This window comes from Microbispora catharanthi, from assembly GCF_006334915.2.
Lineage (GTDB): Bacteria > Actinomycetota > Actinomycetes > Streptosporangiales > Streptosporangiaceae > Microbispora > Microbispora catharanthi.
Window position 1 is genome coordinate 1 of record NZ_VDMA02000007.1, and the last position, 18,957, is coordinate 18,957.

Below are 18,957 nucleotides of genomic sequence, written 5' to 3' on the forward strand. Positions count from 1 at the left end.
TCAAAGGAATCCGTCACCGACACCACAAGAGTGCCGCTATGACGGGGTCATGCATGATTCATGCACTGGCTTTTAGCACACTGTTGAGTTCTCAAGAAACGGACGCGACCACCATCACCCGAAACCCCGCGAGGAGTCCCGAGATCCAGAGCGATGACTTCCGTTCGGCCGACTCTACGACGATCGCCGCACCGCAGACCTGGATGGCCATACGATCTCGGCCGATGCTCTTGTTAGAGTGACCACCCCTCTCGGGGCAACCACTCCATACTAAACCCTCGGCCGCTTCGCGTCAAACCTTTCGGTCTGGCCGCGCCACGAACGACCCGGACTCGACGCGGACGCCTCGTCTGGATGGTTGTCAGAGTGGCTTGCCCGTCGGGACCGGCCGCCTGTCGGCGTCCCGCGCTCCCCGGGGGCGAAGAAAACATTAGGCAACGCCGACCCGGCCGTCAAATCACGCTGAGATGGCCGAAACCCTAGGTCAGACGGGCACTTCCGGCGTCGGCCACCCTCCACGCCATGTGATTGTTACCTACGTCACAACAACTCTTGGCCATAAAACAGCCGCCCCGGTCCGGGACCGAGGCGGCTGCCCAGTGCCATGGTCAGACAGCGCCGAAGCCAACGTGGCAGGTCAGGCGACCTCGACGCCGCCGACCGTCTTCTTGCCCCTGCGTAGCACGAGGAATCGGCCGTGCAGCAGGTCGTCCGTCGAGGGCACGTACTCCTCGTCGGTGATCTTCGTGTTGTTCAGGTACGCGCCGCCCTCCTTGACGGCCCGGCGCGCCGCGGACTTCGACTCCACCAGGCCGCTCTGCGCGAGCAGTTCGACGTACGGCGCCCCCAGGGCGGGCACGACCGCCTTGGGCACCTCGGCGAGCGCGGACTCCAGCGTGCGGGCGTCGAGTTCGGCCAGCGAACCCTGCCCGAACAGGGCGCGCGAAGCGGCGATCACTCGGGCCAACTCGTCGGAACCGTGGACCAGAGTGGTCAGGTCCTCGGCCAGGGCGCGCTGCGCCTCGCGAGCCGCCGGCCGCTCGGCCACGGCCTTCTCCAGCTCGTCGATCTCCTCCCGCGTCCGGAAGGTGAAGACCTTGAGGAACCGCACCACGTCCCGGTCGTCGGCGTTCAGCCAGTACTGGTAGAACGCGTACGGCGAGGTCAGCGCGGGATCGAGCCAGACCGCGCCGCCGGCCGTCTTTCCGAATTTCGTGCCGTCGGCCTTGGTGATCAGCTTGCCGGTCAGCGCGTGGACATGAGCTCCCTCGACCCGGCGGATCAGGTCGACGCCCGCGGTGATGTTGCCCCACTGGTCGCTGCCGCCGAGCTGCAACGTGCATCCGTGCCGCCGGTGCAGCTCGAGGTAGTCGTTGGCCTGCAGGATCTGGTAGCTGAACTCGGTGTAGCTGAGCCCCTCGCCGGCGAGCCGGGCGGAGACCGACTCCCTTGCCAGCATGCGGTTGACGGGGAAGTGCTTACCGACGTCCCGGAGGAAATCGATCGCCGAAAGGTTCGCGGTCCAGTCGAGGTTGCTGACCAGCGTGGCCGCTGTCGGTCCCTCCTCGAAGGACAGGAACTTCTCGACCTGCACCCGAATTCGTGCAACCCATTCGGCGACGATGTCGCTGGAGTTCAGCGCCCGCTCGGTGCTGCGGCCGCTCGGGTCGCCGATCAAACCGGTGGCCCCTCCGACCAGGCCGATGGGCCGGTGACCCGCCCGCTGGAAACGGGTCAAGATCAGCAGCGTGGCCAGGTTGCCCACGTGCAGCGAGGGTGCGGTCGGGTCGAAGCCCGCATATACGGTGATAGGACCGTCCGCCAGCGCCTTGCGCAGCGCGTCGATGTCGGTCGTCTGCGCGATCACGTCGCGCCACTCGAGCTCGTCGAGGATGTCAGCCATCTCCGACGTCGGCACGAGGTTGCCTGAAGTTGCGGTCACGGTCGTGGCTTTCGCTTATCGATGGTGGATGTACGGGCTTCCGTACAAGCCTGCCTGATCACGGAACCTTATCGCCACTTCTTACCTGCGCGTCAGCTCGTGGCACGGCCTCGGCGCCGGGGAACGTGGGCGCGGTATGGCGAGACAGTGGGATCGCCGTCGATCCAGAACCTCCAGGGCGTCTCGGCGCCCGCCGACACGCCGGTGCGAGGACCTGTCCTGACCTGGCCGGACGGCACGGGCCGGCCCTCGTGCACCTGGATCGGCCCGCCCACGCAGCAGTCCGTTCCGTTGTGCTCCCGGACCAGGCCGAGCGCCACCGTGAGCCGGGCTGGTCCACGCGCGAGGTCGCGGTCCGGGACACGCCGCACCAACCCCTCCAGGTCCGGCCCGTCGGCGTGCGGCAGGCGCCGGATGCGCGCCGTGTGCACACCCGCGATCACTTCCCCGGCGCGTAACAGGACGGCCGCGCCGGTGCCCGCGGGCATGCACACAAGATTGGCGCAAAAGTGCATGCCGTACGTGAAGTAGACGTAGAGGTGCCCCGGCGGCCCGAACATGACCGAGTTACGCGGCGTGCGCCCCCGGTAGGTGTGGGAGGCCGGGTCCTGCCCCGGTCCGCCGTACGCCTCGACCTCGCTCAGCCGAACCGCCACCGACCCGTGCACGACCACGCGCCCGAGCAGGTCGGGCGCGACCACGTCGGAAGGACGGTCGAAGAAGTCGCGGCCGAGCGGGGCGCCCGCGACGTCCTCGATCAGCTCTCGTTCGCCCATGCCGCCTGACCGTCGACGACGTCCCGGAGGTTCGCGATCTGGTCGCGGACCCGGTCGGGCGCGGTGCCGCCGAAGGCGCTGCGGGCGGCCAGCGCGCCGTGCACGTTCAGCACGTCACGGACGCTCGCACCGGTCGCGTCGACGGCGAAGTGCGGCGAGACCTTGGCCAGCTCGTCGTCGGTGAGTTCACCGAGGTCCTTGTCGTTCACCTGGCACCACACCACCAGGTGGCCGACGGCCTCGTGCGCCTCGCGGAACGGCACCCCGCGGCGGACCAGCAGTTCGGCGAGGTCGGTGGCCAGGGCGAAGCCGTCGGGCGCGCTCGCCTCCAACTTGGCCTTGTTCACACGCATCGTGGAGACCATGCCCGACACGGCGGGAAGCACCAGGAGCAGGGTGTCGACCGCGTCGAACACCGGCTCCTTGTCCTCCTGCAGGTCGCGGTTGTAGGTGAGCGGCAGGCCCTTGAGGGTCGTCAGAAGCGACATCAGCGAACCGATCAGCCGGCCGCTCTTGCCCCTGGCCAGCTCGGCCACGTCAGGGTTCTTCTTCTGCGGCATGATCGACGAACCGGTGGAATAGGCGTCGTCCACCTCGATCCACCGGAACTCCTGCGAAGCCCACAGCACGATCTCCTCGCCGAGCCGCGAGATGTGCACACCGATCAGCGCCGCGCAGAACAGGAACTCGGCCGCGAAATCGCGGTCGGCGACCGCGTCCATCGAGTTCGGCGCGGGAGCGTCGAACCCGAGTTCGGCGGCGACGGCGGCGGGATCGAGCGGCAGGGAGGACCCGGCCAGCGCGCCCGAGCCGAGCGGCGAGACCGCCGCGCGCCTGTCCCAGTCCCGGAGGCGGTCCACGTCCCTGGTGAGCGCGTGGACGTGGGCCAGAAGCTGGTGGCCGAACGACACGGGCTGGGCGTGCTGCAGGTGCGTCATGCCAGGGGCGGCGACGTCGGCGTTCTCCTCGGCCTGGCTGATCAGCGCCGTCTCCAGCTCGACAAGCCGGGAGACGATCATGCGGACGTGGTCACGCAGGTAGAGGCGCAGGTCGGTGGCGATCTGGTCGTTGCGGCTGCGGCCGGCGCGGAGTTTGCCGCCCAGCGAGCCGAGCCGTTCGAGCAGGCCGCGCTCCAGCGCCGTGTGCACGTCCTCGTCGGCCACGGTGGGGCGGAACTCCCCCTTGCGGCACGCCTGGTCGAGGTCGTCGAGCGCGCCCAGCATGCGGTCGAGCTCCTCCTGCGTCAGCAGCCCGGCGCGGTGCAGCACGCGCGCGTGCGCGCGCGAGGCCAGCAGATCGTACGGCGCGAGCCGCCAGTCGAACTGCACGCTCACCGACAGGCGCGTGAGGGCGTCCGCGGGTCCCCCCTCGAACCTGCCACCCCAGAGCCGCATCGGCTTGTTGTCCGCCACCGTCTTCTCCCTCCGATATTCAAGTCCCTGCAGAAAAGATGACCGTGCGCCGTTCCCGCCCGGGGCCGTCATATGGAGATCCTTGCGCCTTCTCCGGTTTTCTCGGATGAACCTTCGGCGCGAATCCTTCACGCGGATCCTTCTGCGGGACTAATCCGCGACCTTAGCCGACGGACGCCCCGGTCCCTGCACCGGAACCGGGGCGTATGCCGGGTGGATCAGGCCTGGCGGGCGTCCCGCGCGGCCGCGATTTCCTTGTGGTCCATCGAGTACGGCGATCTCCTGCTGACGTCGATCGGCAGGGCCTTCTCCGACGGCCTGCGCGCCGGCCCTCCCGATGAGGCAGGAGATGGCCACCGACGTGCCGAGTCCGCCCGCGAGTGGGCCCGGCACGTCATGGTTCCTGCTTCTCACTGCCGTGGTCGCGGACCTCCGCGGCGAGCTTGTGCCTGCTCACGTCGGGCGGGCGGCGGGTTGCCAGGTTGAGCAGGGTCTCCGCCAGCGCCTGCCCCCCGGTCGGGTCACGGCTGATGACGAGGATCGTGTCGTCGCCGGCCACCGTGCCGAGGATCGACTCCCAGCCCGCGTGGTCGATGGCCGAGGCGAGGAACTGTGCCGCTCCCGGCGGCGTGCGCAGGATCACGAGGTTGGCCGACGCCTCGGCCGACACCAGGAGCTCCTCCGCGATTCTCCGCAGCCGCGCGTCGGGGTTCTCCGGCAAGCCGTTGGCGGCACCGGTCCGGTAGAGCGGTATCCGTCCCCCGCCCTCGCCGGGCAGCGCGTAGACCAGCGTGCCGTCGTCGGCCCGCAGCTTCAGCGCGCCCAGCTCGTCGAGATCGCGGGAGAGTGTGGCCTGGGTGACCTCCACTCCCTGCTCCGCCAGGAGCTTGGCCAGCTCGGGCTGTGAGCGGACCTTGTGCCTGGTCAGCAGCTCCACGATGCGCGCGTGCCGGGCCGCCTTGGTCAGCGGGATGGTCACGACCCCTCCGCACCCCGCGTCGCCAGCCAGTGCAGCAGCGCCTTCTGGGCGTGCAGCCGGTTCTCCGCCTGGTCCCACACCACGCTCTGCGGCCCGTCGATGACGTCCGCGGCGATCTCCAACCCCCGGTACGCCGGGAGGCAGTGAAGCACGATCGCGTCCGGGTCCGCCAGGTCGAGCAGGGCCGTGGACACCTGGTAGGAGGCGAAGGCCGCGACCCGCTCGTCCTTGCCGTCCTGGCCCATGGACACCCAGGTGTCGGTCGCGACGGCATGCGCTCCGGCCACCGCGGCCTCCGGATCGCTCACCGCCGTGACGGATCCGCCCGTGGCCGCCGCGATCTCGGCAGCCCGCTCCATGACCAGGGCGTCGGGCAGGTAGCCCACCGGCGCCCCGATCCGGACGTGCATGCCGGCCGTGGCCCCGCCCAGCAGGTAGGAGTGGGCCATGTTGTTGGCGCCGTCGCCGAGGTAGGCGAGCGTGAGGCCCCGCGGCGAGCCCTTGTGCTCCCTGATCGTCTGCAGGTCGGCGAGGATCTGGCAGGGGTGGAACTCATCGGTCAGCGCGTTCACCACCGGCACCGAGGAGTGGGCCGCCATCGCCTCGATGCGCTCCTGGCCGGCCGTCCGCCACACGATCGCCGCGACCTGCCGGGACAGCACCCGCGCGGTGTCCTCGATCGGCTCTCCGCGTCCCATCTGCGACGTGCCGAGGTCCATGACCAGAGGCTGGCCGCCCAGCTCGGCGACGCCGACCGTGAAGGAGACCCGGGTGCGGGTGGACGGCTTGTCAAACAGCACGGCGACCGTGCGGGGGCCCTCGAAGGGCCGGTAGCCGAACCGGTCCTTCTTCATCGCCTCGGCGAGGTCGAGCACCTGCGCCTGCTCTTCCGGCGACAGGTCGTCGTCCCGCAGGAAGTGCCTGACTCGCGCCGGGTCCGCGCCCTGTCTGACTCGCGCCGGGTCCGGGCCGGTGACGGGGTTCACGGGGTCGTTCTCAGGCATCTGCGGCCTCCAGGATGCCGGGCAGCGCGTCGAGGAAGGTCTGCACGTCGGACTCGGTGATGACAAGCGGCGGCGCGAGCCGTACCGCGTCGGGCTGAAGGGCGTTGACCAGGAAACCGGCCTCCTGCGCCGCCGCCTGCACCTGCGCCGACTTCGGCGCGGTGAGCACGGCGGCCAGCCAGAGCCCGCGTCCCCTGATCCCCTTGAGCAACGGATGCCGCACGGCGGCGATGCCCTCGGACAGCAGCGCCCCCACATTCACGGCATTGCCGAGCAGTCCGTCGCGCTCGATCGTGTTCAGCACCGCGAGCGCCGCCGCGCACGAGACCGGGTTGCCGCCGAAGGTCGAGCCGTGGTCGCCCTTGGCGAAGACCTCACCGGCCTCGCCGAAGCCGATGCAGGCTCCGATCGGCAGGCCTCCGCCGAGGCCCTTGGCCAGCGTCAGAACGTCGGGGACGACCCCCTCCGCCTGGTGGGCGAACCAGTGCCCGGCGCGGCCGATGGCGGACTGGATCTCGTCGGCCACGAGCAGTGCCCCCGCAGAGGAGCAGATCTCCCTGGCGGTGCGGAAGTAGCCGTCGGGCGGCGGTATGACACCCGCCTCACCCTGCGTGGGCTCCAGGAAGACCGCGGCGCAGTCCTCGGTCACCGCGTTCTTGAGCGCGTCCGCGTCCCCGTACGGGACAAACCGGACGTCGAGCGGGAACGGCCCGAACTGGTCGCGGATCGAGGGCTTGCCCGTCAGTGACAGGGCGCCGAGCGTGCGGCCGTGGAAGCCGTTCTCCGTCGCCACCATGTAGCCGCGGCCGTGCGTCTTGCCGTATTTGATGGCGATCTTGACTGCCGCCTCGTTGGCCTCGGTGCCGGAGTTGGAGAGGAAGACCCGCGCCGGCTCTCCGAGCAGGGCGAGCAGCTTCTCGGCGAGCAGCACCTCGGGCTCGTGCAGGAACAGGTTCGAGGTGTGCGCGAGAGTGGCCACCTGCCGGGACACGGCCTCGACCAGGTCCGGGTGGTTGTGGCCGAGCGAGGTCACCGCGATGCCGCCGATGAGGTCGAGGTAGCGGCGCCCGTCCACGTCCCAGACGGCGCAGCCCTCGCCGCGGGCGATGGCGACCGGCGGCACCCCGTAGTTGCGCATGAACGCCGCTTCGAAACGTCCGCGCAGTTCGTCGTTGGTGGTCACCTGGCACCCTCCCCGTTCACGGCGCCGTCCGCCGTCGTTCCGATCCCGCCTCGCACCGGCGGGACGGCGTCGTCGGGCTCGACCATCGTCCCGATGCCCTCGTCGGTGAAGACCTCCAGCAGCAGCGCGTGCGGCACCCGCCCGTCGAGTACGTGGGCCTGTGGGACGCCTCCGCGCACGGCTGCCAGACATGCCTCCATCTTCGGCACCATGCCACTGGACAGCGAAGGCAGCAACGCGGCGAGCTCGGACGCGCCGATACGGCTGACGACCTCCTCACTGTTGGGCCAGTCGGCGTACAGCCCCTCGACGTCGGTGAGGACGATGAGCTTCGACGCCTGGAGCGCCACGGCGAGAGCGGCTGCGGCGGTGTCGGCGTTGACGTTGTAGATCCCGCCGTCCTCCCCACGGGCCACGGACGACACCACCGGGATGCGGCCGTCGTCCAGCAGGGCCCGCACGGCGCCGGCCTCGACCCGGACGATCTCTCCAACCTGGCCGATGTCGACCTTGACGCCGTCCACGACGACGTGCTTGCGCTCGGCGGTGAACAGGTGGGCGTCCTCGCCGGACATGCCGACAGCGAACGGCCCGTGCCCGTTGATCAGTCCGACCACGTCGCGGTTGACCTGGCCGACCAGGACCATCCGGACGACCTGCATCGCCTCGGGTGTGGTCACCCGCAGCCCGGACACGAAGTGGCTGTCGATCCCGAGCAGATCGAGATGCGACTGGATCTGCGGGCCGCCGCCGTGCACGATCACCGGCCGCAGGCCGGCGTAGCGCAGGAACACCACGTCGGCCGCGAACTTGGCCCGCAGGTGCTCCTCCGTCATCGCGTTGCCGCCGTACTTGATGACGACGGTCGCGCCGTGGAAGCGCGCGAGCCAGGGCAGCGCCTCGATCAGGGTGTGCGCCTTGTCCAGGGCGCCGTTCCGCCTGACGTTCATGACGAGTACGCCGAGTTCTCGTGCACGTAGGCCGCCGTGAGGTCCGTGGTGTGCACGGTCGCGGTGTGCGGGCCGGCGGACAGGTCGATGGTGATGGTCACGTCGCGGGGCCGCAGGTCGACCTTGGCGCGGTCGTCTCCCGCCGCGCCGCCGCGGCAGATCCAGATGCCGTTGACCGCCACGTTGACACGCTCGGCGTCGAACACGGCGTCGGTGGTGCCGACCGCGCTGACCACCCGGCCCCAGTTGGGGTCCTCGCCGTGGATCGCGCACTTGAGCAGGTTCGAGCGGGCGACCGAACGGCCCACCGCCACCGCGTCCTCCTCCGACGCCGCGCCGACGACCTCGATGGAGATCGCCTTCGAGGCGCCCTCGGCGTCGACCAGAAGCTGCCGGGCAAGGTCCGCGCAGACGGCGGTGACGACCTTCTCGAACTCGGCGAGGTCGGGGCGCACGCCCGACGCTCCGCTCGCGAGCAGCAGCACGGTGTCGTTGGTCGACATGCAGCCGTCGGTGTCGAGCCGGTCGAACGTCACGGAGGTCGCCCTGCGCAGCACCGTGTCGAGTTCCTCGGACGTGAGGTCGGCGTCGGTGGTCAGCACGCACAACATCGTGGCGAGCGCGGGCGCGAGCATCCCCGCGCCCTTGGCCATGCCGCCCACCATGTAGCCGTTCTCGCCGCGGCGGAAGGAGATCTTGCTGACGGTGTCGGTGGTCCGGATCGCGTCGGCCGCCGCCAGGCCGCCGTCACGGCTGAGCTGGGCGGCCGCGGTCCCCACGCCGCCGAGCAGCGCGTCCATCGGCAGCCGCTCGCCGATCAGTCCGGTGGAGCAGACCGCGATCTCCGCCGCGGAGTCGTCCAGGACCTCCGCCACCTTCTCGGCGGTGGCGTGGGTGTCCTGGAAGCCCAGCGGGCCGGTGCAGGCGTTGGCGCCGCCGGAGTTGAGGACGACGGCCCTCACCCGGCCGCCGCCGAGGACCTGAGCCGACCACAGGACGGGCGCGGCCTTGAAGCGGTTGCGGGTGAAGACGCCGGCCGCGGCACGTGAGGGGCCGTCGTTGACGACCAGGGCCAGGTCGCGGGCGCCGCCGCTCTTGATTCCGGCGGCGACTCCTGCGGCGCGGAAGCCCAGCGGTGCGGTCACGCTCATGCGCGCTCCTCACAGGGGACGATCTTGATCACGGGGCGACTCCATTGGTGGGAAGACCGACTTCTTCCGGAAGGCCGAGAGCGAGGTTGGCACTCTGGATCGCGCCGCCCGCGGTCCCCTTGGTGAGGTTGTCGATGGCGACGACGGCGACGATCCGCCCGGCCCGCTCATCGAGGGTGACCTGCAGGACCGCGGTGTTGGCCCCGACCGTCATCGCGGTCGCCGGCCAGACCCCCTCGGGCAGCAGGTGGAGGAACGGCTCGTCCTTCACCGCCGTCTCGTACGCCTCCCGGACCGCGGCGGGGGTGACACCTGAGGCGGCGGGAGCCGTGCAGGTGGCGAGGATGCCGCGGCTCATCGGCGCGAGGGTCGGCGTGAACGACACCCGGACCGGCCGTCCTGCGACCGCCGACAGGTTCTGCTCCATCTCCGGAGTGTGCCGGTGCACCCCGCCCACGCCGTACGCGCTGACCGAGCCCATGACCTCGCTGCCGAGCAGGTGGGTCTTGGGCGCCCGGCCGGCTCCGGAGGTGCCGCTCGCGGCGACGACCACGACGTCGGGCTCGGCCAGCCCGGCCGCGAAGGCGGGGAACAACGCCAGCGTCGCGGCGGTCGGGTAGCAGCCCGGGACGGCGATGCGCCGGGCGCCGCGCAGGACCTCGCGCTGACCGGGCAGCTCGGGCAGGCCGTAGGGCCACGTGCCGGCGTGGACGCCGCCGTAGAATGCTGTCCACTCCTGCGCGCTGGTCAGCCGGAAGTCGGCGCCGCAGTCGACGAGGAGCGTGCCGTCGCCGAGCTCGGCGGCGACCGCGGCCGACTGACCGTGCGGGAGGGCGAGGAAGACGACGTCGTGACCGGCCAGCACGTCGGGGGTGGTCTGCTCGATCACCCGGTCGGCCAGTGACGGCAGGTGGGGCTGGTGGGCGCCGAGCCTGGTGCCCGCGCTGGACGCGGCGGTCAGCGCGCCGATCTCGACGGCGGGGTGTCCGAGCAGCAGACGGAGCAGCTCTCCTCCCGCGTAGCCGCTGGCTCCGGCGATCGCCGCCCTCATCCGCGTCCCCCGATTCTTCGCGATCCCTGCATGATCATGCATCGGACCTCATGTTCTTGCTGGTGTAGAGAGTATGCATCGCAAAGCATGAGCATGCAAGCAGCGTTCCGAAGGATGGACATCTAGCCGACGTACCTACCGGTCGGTATCGTGAAACCTCCGGTTAACGAACGAATCCGGGAGTGCGCCAGCATGACGATCACGAACGAACAGGTCCAGGCCCAGCTCACGGCGCCCGGGCAGCTCTTCGAGATGGAAGAGGTCGAGGTCGGCGGTCACAAGATCCGGGCGTGGAAGCACGCTCCGGCGTCCTTCCGGGCCCTCCTGGAGATCACCCGGTTTCACGGGGACAAGGTGTTCGTCGTCTACGAGGACGAGCGCATCACATACGAGGAGCACTTCCGGCTGGCCGCGACGCTCGCCAACCGCCTGGTGGACGACTACGGCGTGCGCAAGGGCGACCGCGTCGCCGTGGCCATGCGCAACTACCCCGAGTGGATCGTCTCCTTCTCCGCCGTGCTCGCCGCCGGGGCGGTGGCCGTGCCGCTCAACGCCTGGTGGACCGAGCAGGAGCTGGACTACGGCCTGAGCGACTCCGGCGCCAAGGTCGTGATCGCCGACGGCGAGCGCGCCGCCCGGATGGCCGGCAGCGGCCTGCCCATGATCGTCACCCGCGGCGAGGGGGCCAACTGGGCCGAGGTCCTCGGCGAGGTCCGCGCCGACGTGACGCTGCCGCAGGTCGAGGTCGGCCCCGACGACCCTGCCACGATCTTCTACACCTCCGGCACCACGGGCAGGTCCAAGGGCGCCCTCGGCAGCCACCGCAACCTCGGCCAGGCGCCGATGACCGTCGCGTACGCGATGATGCGCACGGTGGCGATGGCCGGCAGGGACGTGGCCGCGGCGGCGGAAAAGCGCAGGATCACCCTGCTGACCGTGCCCCTCTTCCACGTCACCGGGTGCTTCGCCGTACTGATGACCACGATGTTCAGCGGCGGCGGGCTCGTGCTGATGTACAAGTGGGACCCCAAGCGGGCCCTGGAGCTCATCGAGCGCGAGAAGGTCACCGTGATGAGCGGTGTGCCGACCAACGCTTGGCAGCTGCTGTCGCACCCGGACCTGGACAAGCACGACATCTCCTCGCTCGGCTCCGTCTCGTACGGCGGCGCCCCGGCCCCGCCGAAGCTGCTGGAGCGGATCACCGAGTCGCTCCCCAACCGCACGCCCGCCAACGGCTACGGCATGACCGAGACGACGGCGCTCGCGATCTACAACAGCGGCGGGGACTACCTGGCCAAGCCCGACAGCATCGGGCTGCCGCTCGCCGTCGTGGACGTCAAGGTCTGCGACCCGCTCGGCGCCGAGCTGCCGCCCGGCGAGGTCGGTGAGCTGTGCATGCGCGGGCCCATTGTGATCATGGGCTACTGGAACCGCCCGCAGGCCACGGCGGAGACGTTCGTGGACGGCTGGCTGCACACGGGCGACCTGGCCCGCATCGACGAGGACGGCTACGTCTACATCGTCGACCGCGCCAAGGACATGGTCATCAGGGGCGGCGAGAACGTCTACTGCGCCGAAGTCGAGGCCGCCCTGTTCGAGCACCCCGCGGTGGACGACGCGGCCGTGATCGGCATCCCGGACGACGAGCTGGGCGAGCAGGTCGGCGCGGTCGTACGGCTCCAGCAGGGCGCCGGCGCCACCGGCGAGGAGCTCCAGGAGTTCCTGCGCGGCCGCATCGCGGCGTTCAAGGTGCCGGTGCGGTTCTGGTTCAGGGAGGCAGAACTGCCGCGCAACCCCGGCGGCAAGGTGCTCAAGACCCACCTGCGCAAGGAGACGCTGGGCCTCTGAAAGATCGCGGGAGGGGCACGGGTTACCTCCCGCGTAATCGCCTCTCCTCGGGGCTCCGTGACACCGTTCACCTGTCACACGGAAGACATCCCCGAAGGAGTGGACAATGACCGACTACACCGCCCTGGCCGAGCGTTACATCGCCGCCTGGAACGAGCGCGACGCCGACGCCAGGGCGAAGGCGGTGGCGGAGCTGTGGACCGAGGACGGCGGCTACACCGACCCGCTGGCCGCCGTCACCGGGCACGAGGGGATCGCCGCGGTGATCGCCGGAGCGCAGGAGATGTTCCCCGGGTTCGTGTTCGCCTTGGGCGGGCCCGTGGACGGCCACCGCGACATCGCGCGCTTCACCTGGCACCTCGGCCCGGAAGGCGCCGCCGAGCCCGTAGTGATCGGCTTCGACGTCATGGCGCTCGCCGAGGACGGCCGGATCCGTAACGTGTACGGCTTCCTCGACAAGGTCCCCGCCTGATCGGTCACCCCGGAGCGCGGTGCCCCTCGGAGCCCGGTACTTGCGGGAGCCCGGTGCCCCTCGGAGCCGACGGCTGCGAGGGGACCGGGGTCGCCGGGCAGAACTCCGCGATGTTCGCCGCCGTGGTGAGCTCCCCCTGGTTCACCTTGTCGCCGTTCAGGTCGAAGGACAGCGTGTGGCGGCCGTCACGGGTGCCGGCCATCCAGGTGAGCGAGCCGAAGATCGTGCCGCCGTGCCCGTACACGGTGACGCCGCAGGGCAACGTGACCATCATGACGCCGAGCCCGTAGCGGTAGGGGCCGGGCCCATGGAAGACGTCGGACTTCGGCACCGGGGTGAGCATCTCCCGCATCAGGGGCGCGGGCAGCAGGCGCCCGGACAGCAACGCCGAGTCGAAGCGGTTCAGGTCGCCGACCGTGGAGACCATCTCACCTGCGGCCCAGGCCCAGGACGGGTTGAAACGCGAGAGCCCGTCCTTGCTGTACGCGTGGATGAAGGGGACGCGGACGTCCGGCGAGGTGCCGGGGAAGTAGGTGGCGCGCAGGCCCAGCGGGCGCAGGACGCGTGTGGTGATCTCGGTGGAGTACGCGCGCCCGGTCACCCGCTTGATGATCATCGCGAGCAGGACGTAGTTGGTGTTCGAGTACTCCCAGGACGTCCCGGGCCGGAACACCGGAGGGTGGCTGAGCGCGTACCCCACCAGCCGGCGCGGCGTGAAGGTCGTGAGCGGATCGCGTTCGAGCCCCTCCGGCACGCGGTCGTCCTTCGTGTAGTTGAACAGCCCGCTGGTGTGGTTGAGCAGCATTCGGACGGTGATGGCCCGTCCGTCGTTGCCGTTGCCGGTGACCAGCCCCGGCAGCCACCGTTCGACCGTGTCGTCCAGGCGGAGGCGGCCCTCGGCGACCAGTTGCAGGACGACGGTGGCGACGAACGTCTTGGTCGTGCTGCCGATCCTGAACCGCATGTCCGCCCGGGGCCTGCGCCGGGTTCCGGTGTCCGCGAATCCGCGCGTGACCGTCGTCGTACGGCCCGCCCGGGACACCTGGGCCAGCGCGCCCGGAGACCCCTCGCTCACCGCCCGGTCGAGCACGGCGCCCAGCGCCGCCTCCGCGTCACGCGGTCGCCGCCCGGGGTCGGCCACTCCCGGCGCGGAAGCGACGGGAGCCGCGCCCAGGAGGAGAGCCGACACGGTCAGGAGGCGAAGTGTGATCGTCCGGCACCGGATGACGCCCATGCCGACTCCCTCCGCCGGGGCCGGGCGTCCCTTCGGGCGCGCCGGCCGAGCCGCAGGTCCAGCATTCCCTCCACGCCCGCACCGTCACGCGGCGTGGAGGGCGGAACGGCCCGGAAAACGGGTTGCCTCTTCCGGGACCGACCGGATGAGATGGCTCGTCGTGCCGGACGCTCCTGCCCGTTCCCTCGTGTCCCTCGCCCGCCGGCTGAGGCTGGATCTCAGCCCGCTGCGCGAGTTCCGCGACTTCCGCCTCCTGCTCGGTTCCGGGCTGATCACGATGCTCGGCACGGTCGTCACGACCGTGGCCGTGCCCTACCAGATGAAGCAGCTCACCGAGTCCTACGTCGCGGTGGGCCTGGTGGGCATGGCCGAGTTCGTACCGATGGTGGCGTGCGGCCTGTGGGGCGGCGCGATCGCCGACGCGCACGACCGGCGCATGATCGTGATACTCAGCGAGCTGGGGTTGTGCCTCTCCTCAGTGCTCCTGCTCGTCAACGCGCTGCTGCCCCGGCCGCAGGTGTGGGTGCTGTACGCCGCAGGGGCGCTGGCCGCCGGGCTCGGCAGCATACGCGGGCCAAGCGAGCAGGCCCTGATCAACCGGGTGCTGCCGCTGGACCGGATGCCTGCGGCGTTCGCCGTGCAGGGCCTGGTCCGCAACGCCGCCATGATCGCGGGGCCGGCCGCGGGCGGTCTCATCGTGGCCACGCTCGGTCCGGCCGCCTCCTACGGCGTCGACGTCGCCACGTTCCTGCTGTCCCTCGCGCTGCTGATCAGGCTCGGCACGGTCCCCCGCGCCGACGAGCCCACCCCCGCGTCACTGCGTTCCTTGCTGGAAGGCGTACGGTACGCGCTGCGACGGCCGGACCTGATGGGCACCTATCTCGTGGACATCGCCGCGATGGCCTTCGCCAGCTCCACGGCGCTGTTCCCCTTCCTGGCCGAGGACCTCGGCGCGTCCAAGGCCGTCGGAGTGCTGTACGCGGCGGGCGGCGTGGGCGCGGTGATCGCCTCACTCACCTCGGGCTGGACGGCCCACGTCCATCGGCACGGGCTCGCCGTCATCGTCTCGGCCACCCTGTGGGGCGTCGCGGTGGCGCTGGCGGCCCTGATGCCGGACATCTGGCTGGTCTTCCTGTTCCTCGCCGTCGCCGGCGGCGCCGACATGGTGAGCGGCCTGTTCCGCGGCACCATCTGGAACCAGACGATTCCGGACTCCTATCGCGGACGGCTGGCGGGGATCGAGCTGCTGTCCTACTCGACCGGGCCGATGCTGGGCGACGCGCGGGCCGGGTTCATGGCCCAGTTGGGCGGCACCCGATTCTCCCTGGGGGCGGGCGGACTGCTCTGCCTGGCCGCGGTCGGACTGATGGCCGCCGTGTTGCCCAAATTCCGGCGGTACGACGCCAGGACCGACGAGCACGCGCTCGCTCTCCGCCCGCCGGAGTCTGCGACGGCGTGAAAGGTTCATCGGCGTTCCGGCAGCGCGACCCACGCTTGGCCGATCCTCGCTGAAATATTTCTTACAGATCTTTGACATGTTTCAACGGCGCTTCCCAGAATGATCCCCCCGGCGAACCTCCGGGCCGGGCGGCGCCATGATGTGCCACCAGGCCTGTTCCCGGTGTCCGATCAGAGTCCCTGACAGGAGGAACAGACATGGCCGACAACGCCGTGCCCATCGGAAGACGTACAGGCTTACGCAAGGCGGTCGCCACGGCGCTCGCGGGCGTCGTCACCGCGGCGCTCGCGACCGTGGCCCTGTCCGCCACGGTCGCGCGGGCGGCCGACTGCAGCGGCGGCTACGTCGGCCTGACCTACGACGACGGCCCCAACCCCAGCAACACCACCACGCTGCTGAACACGTTGAAGGCCAACGGCCTGCGCGCCACCATGTTCAACATCGGACAGAACGCCCAGAACAACCCCTCCCTGGTCCGGGCCCAGGTGGACGCGGGCATGTGGGTCGGCAACCACAGCTACACCCATCCACACCTGACCCAGATGAGCAGCTCGCAGATCCAGTCCGAACTCCAGCGGACCCAGCAGGCCATCCAGCAGGCCACCGGCTCCGCACCGAAACTCTTCCGCCCGCCGTACGGCGAGACCAACTCGACCCTCAAGTCGGTCGAGCAGCAGCTCGGCCTCAGGGAGATCATCTGGGACGTCGACTCCCAGGACTGGAACGGCGCCAGCACCGCCCAGATCGTCCAAGCCGCCGGCCGGCTGCAGAACGGCCAGATCATCCTCATGCACGACCAGTACTCGACGACGGTCCAGGCCATCCCGCAGATCGCGGCCAACCTCCGCAGCCGCAACATGTGCGCCGGCATGATCTCCCCGAGCACCGGCCGCGCGGTCGCCCCCGACGGCGGCGGCCCGGTCTCCCCGTCCCCGTCCCCGTCCCCGTCGAGCCCGCAGTCCCCCAGTCCCAGCCCCACTCCCACGGTCACTCCCACGGCGGGAACCGGCGCATGCACGGCGACCATGCAAACCGTCAACTCCTGGGGCGGCGGATTCCAGTCCAATGTGACGGTACGCGCGGGCAGTTCGGCGATCAGCGGCTGGACGGTCACCTGGAGCTGGCCCGGCTCCCAGTCCATCAGCCAGCTGTGGGGAGGCCTGCAGTCCGGTTCCGGCTCCTCCGTGAGCGTGCGCAACGAATCGTGGAACGGCAGCCTGGGCGCGAGCGCCTCCACCACCTTCGGCTTCGTCGCCAACGGCACCGCCGCCACGCCGACATTGACCTGCAGCGCGTCCTGACACGCACAACCGCGGCGGCAACCGCCCGACACCCCGGTCGTACGGCGGGGAGAGCTCGCGTCACCGCTGTACGACCGTCGCGTCTCGAGGTGCGGCCCTGCCCGGAAGCATGCGGATCGCCCCTACCGAACACTCCCGCCATGAAATCTTCATCCGATATTTCGGCAGTTCAACGAGCACATCGGCGGATCAATCTCTGAAACATTTCTGCGATTCTTTGACATGTTTCAGCGTCGTTCCTCAGAATGATGCCCGGCGAACCCCTGGGCCGGGCGGCGCTCACCTACCGGTGAACGGCGCCGTCCGGCCCTCCCCCCCGATCGAAGGAGCGAGAGATGGCCGACAGCGCCGTGCCCCTCGGACGACGTCCCCGCTTACGCAAGACCCTCGCCGCCGCGATCGCGAGCGTCGTCACCGCGGCGCTCGCGGCCGTGGCCCTGTCGGCCGCGCCCGCGCAGGCGGCGGACTGCAGTGCCGGATACGTCGGCCTGACCTACGACGACGGCCCCAACCCCAGCAACACCACCACGCTGCTGAACACGTTGAAGGCCAACGGCCTGCGCGCCACCATGTTCAACATCGGACAGAACGCCCAGAACAACCCCTCCCTGGTCAGAGCCCAGATCGACGCGGGCATGTGGGTCGGCAACCACAGCTACACCCACCCCCACCTCACCCAGATGAGCAGCTCACAGATCCAGTCCGAACTCCAGCGGACCCAGCAGGCCATCCAGCAGGCCACCGGCTCCGCACCGAAACTCTTCCGCCCGCCGTACGGCGAGACCAACTCGACCCTCAAGTCGGTCGAGCAGCAACTCGGCCTCAGAGAGATCATCTGGGACGTCGACTCCCAGGACTGGAACGGCGCCAGCACCGCCCAGATCGTGCAGGCCGCGAGCCGGCTCCAGAACGGCCAGATCATCCTCATGCACGACCAGTACTCGACGACGGTCCAGGCCATTTCGCAGATCGCGGCGAACCTCCGCAGCCGCAACCTGTGCGCCGGCATGATCTCACCGTCCACCGGCCGGGCCGTGGCCCCCGACGGCGGCAGCGGCGGCCCGACCAGCCAGCCGACCGTCACGCCCACGAACCCCGGCGGCGGCAGCTGCACCGCGACGCTGTCCGCGGGTCAGCAGTGGAGCGACCGGTACAACCTCAACGTCTCGGTCAGCGGCTCCAGCAACTGGACCGTGACGATGACCGTCCCTTCTCCGGCCAAGATCATCGCAACCTGGAACATCAGCGCCAGCTATCCCAGCGCCCAAGTGCTGACCGCGAAGCCTAACGGCAGCGGCAACAACTGGGGCGTGACCATCCAGCACAACGGCAACTGGACCTGGCCGTCCGTCTCCTGCCAGGCCGGCTGACCTCCGCCTAGGGGTGCGGCGCTCTTCCGGGGGAGCGCCGCACCCCCTTGGGCCGCTCGCCGCTCTGCGAGCGCAGGAGTGTTCGGGCACCGGGCCGGCGGGGAAACACATCGCAAGACGCTTATGCGTTGCTACGGTGAGCGCATGACGGCAGAGGCATGGAGCGAAGCGCCATTGAGTGACACGCACGGTCTCCCCAGTTGGATCTTCCCTCCGGCGGAAGGCTTCAGGGCGGCCGACCTCGATCACATGCCGCAACTTCCTGCGCACACAGAGTTGATTGATGGAAGCTTGGTCTTCGTGAGCCCCCAAGCCTCCTTTCACAGCCTGATGCTGTTCCTGCTGGAGCGGGAACTGCGCCGGTTCTGCCCGGCCCACCTGCGCGTGCGCCGTGAGATGAGTGTCGTCCTCGGGCTTCGCCAAAGGCCCGAGCCCGATCTAGTGATCCTTCGCGCCGAGGCGGTGCAGGGGACGAGTGAGACCGCGTACGAGGCGAGTGACGTGCTCTTGGTCGTCGAGGTCGTCTCGCCGGACTCGGAGGAGCGGGACCGCAAGCGCAAGCCGCAACTCTACGCGGAGGCGGGGATCGCCCACTTCTGGCGGATCGAGAACCAGTCCGACCGGCCCACGGTCTACGTCTACGAACTCGACCCGGCAACCACGTCGTACGCGCTGACCGGGATCTACCACGACCGGCTCAAGCTGTCGGTGCCCTTCGAGATCGACATCGACCTCACCGAGATCGACGCTCTCTGACCTTCGCCTTCGCGAAACCGGCGGCAGAGCGGACGCGGGGCTGCCGCCGCTGCCGGACATTCACCCATT

16 protein-coding genes are annotated in these 18,957 nt (G+C 70.0%); 6 read left to right on the plus strand and 10 right to left on the minus strand.

All coding sequences use genetic code 11. From position 1 onward, the window contains the following. Positions 1–637: 637 nt before the first annotated feature. The 9 genes from tyrS to argC all read right to left on the minus strand — a co-directional run bounded on the left by tyrS (position 638) and on the right by argC (position 10,448). The gene (tyrS, locus tag FH610_RS14640; protein ID WP_139575317.1) at positions 638–1,903 is read right to left on the minus strand and encodes a tyrosine--tRNA ligase; all 1,266 of its coding nucleotides are present in this window, start codon (positions 1,901–1,903) and stop codon (positions 638–640) included. Between the two features lie 131 nt (positions 1,904–2,034). Further along, on the minus strand, positions 2,035–2,718 hold the full coding sequence (locus FH610_RS14645; RefSeq protein WP_139574985.1) for a DNA-3-methyladenine glycosylase: 684 nt from the start codon (positions 2,716–2,718) through the stop codon (positions 2,035–2,037). Beyond that, positions 2,700–4,112 carry an argininosuccinate lyase gene (gene argH / locus FH610_RS14650; RefSeq protein WP_139575318.1) on the minus strand — a complete coding sequence of 471 codons (1,413 nt, stop codon included), beginning with the start codon at positions 4,110–4,112 and terminating at the stop codon, positions 2,700–2,702. Before argH ends, FH610_RS14645 begins: the two co-directional genes overlap by 19 nt. 412 nt (positions 4,113–4,524) lie before the next feature. Next, positions 4,525–5,109 (minus strand): arginine repressor, encoded by a 585-nt coding sequence (locus tag FH610_RS14655; protein WP_139574986.1) that lies wholly within the window; start codon positions 5,107–5,109, stop codon positions 4,525–4,527. Next, positions 5,106–6,113: an ornithine carbamoyltransferase gene (gene argF / locus FH610_RS14660; RefSeq protein ID WP_139574987.1), complete on the minus strand. Its 1,008-nt coding sequence runs from the start codon at positions 6,111–6,113 to the stop codon at positions 5,106–5,108. Before argF ends, FH610_RS14655 begins: the two co-directional genes overlap by 4 nt. Next, entirely contained in the window at positions 6,106–7,251 is a 1,146-nt protein-coding gene (locus FH610_RS14665) for an acetylornithine transaminase (RefSeq protein WP_240809001.1), read from the minus strand. Before FH610_RS14665 ends, argF begins: the two co-directional genes overlap by 8 nt. Before the next feature lie 41 nt (positions 7,252–7,292). Next, positions 7,293–8,246, minus strand: a complete 954-nt coding sequence (argB, locus tag FH610_RS14670) for an acetylglutamate kinase (protein WP_139574989.1) — start codon at positions 8,244–8,246, stop codon at positions 7,293–7,295. Continuing rightward, positions 8,243–9,397, minus strand: coding sequence for a bifunctional glutamate N-acetyltransferase/amino-acid acetyltransferase ArgJ (gene argJ / locus FH610_RS14675; RefSeq protein WP_139574990.1), 1,155 nt, complete (start codon positions 9,395–9,397; stop codon positions 8,243–8,245). Before argJ ends, argB begins: the two co-directional genes overlap by 4 nt. A gap of 28 nt (positions 9,398–9,425) precedes the next feature. Continuing rightward, positions 9,426–10,448 carry an N-acetyl-gamma-glutamyl-phosphate reductase gene (gene argC, locus FH610_RS14680; protein WP_139574991.1) on the minus strand — a complete coding sequence of 341 codons (1,023 nt, stop codon included), beginning with the start codon at positions 10,446–10,448 and terminating at the stop codon, positions 9,426–9,428. A gap of 192 nt (positions 10,449–10,640) precedes the next feature. Here argC and FH610_RS14685 point away from each other — a divergent pair, with 192 nt between their 5' ends. Both FH610_RS14685 and FH610_RS14690 read left to right on the plus strand, forming a co-directional pair. Then, positions 10,641–12,296, plus strand: coding sequence for a class I adenylate-forming enzyme family protein (locus tag FH610_RS14685; protein WP_139574992.1), 1,656 nt, complete (start codon positions 10,641–10,643; stop codon positions 12,294–12,296). A 106-nt stretch (positions 12,297–12,402) separates the two neighbouring features. After that, entirely contained in the window at positions 12,403–12,768 is a 366-nt protein-coding gene (locus tag FH610_RS14690) for a nuclear transport factor 2 family protein (RefSeq protein ID WP_139574993.1), read from the plus strand. 4 nt (positions 12,769–12,772) lie between these two features. Here FH610_RS14690 and FH610_RS14695 read toward each other — a convergent pair whose 3' ends face one another. After that, positions 12,773–14,002 (minus strand): serine hydrolase domain-containing protein, encoded by a 1,230-nt coding sequence (locus FH610_RS14695; protein ID WP_205825784.1) that lies wholly within the window; start codon positions 14,000–14,002, stop codon positions 12,773–12,775. 145 nt (positions 14,003–14,147) lie between these two features. On the opposite strand from FH610_RS14695, the gene FH610_RS14700 reads away from it, so the two are divergent. From FH610_RS14700 to FH610_RS14715, 4 genes are all read left to right on the plus strand, one after another. Continuing rightward, positions 14,148–15,461: an MFS transporter gene (locus tag FH610_RS14700; protein ID WP_139574994.1), complete on the plus strand. Its 1,314-nt coding sequence runs from the start codon at positions 14,148–14,150 to the stop codon at positions 15,459–15,461. A gap of 197 nt (positions 15,462–15,658) precedes the next feature. Then, on the plus strand, positions 15,659–16,762 hold the full coding sequence (locus FH610_RS14705) for a polysaccharide deacetylase family protein (protein WP_139574995.1): 1,104 nt from the start codon (positions 15,659–15,661) through the stop codon (positions 16,760–16,762). A 335-nt stretch (positions 16,763–17,097) separates the two neighbouring features. Continuing rightward, positions 17,098–18,132 (plus strand): polysaccharide deacetylase family protein, encoded by a 1,035-nt coding sequence (locus FH610_RS14710; protein ID WP_139574996.1) that lies wholly within the window; start codon positions 17,098–17,100, stop codon positions 18,130–18,132. 249 nt (positions 18,133–18,381) lie between these two features. Further along, a complete protein-coding gene (locus FH610_RS14715) occupies positions 18,382–18,888 on the plus strand; it encodes a Uma2 family endonuclease (protein ID WP_420813693.1) in 507 nt (168 codons plus the stop codon). Positions 18,889–18,957: the final 69 nt, after the last annotated feature.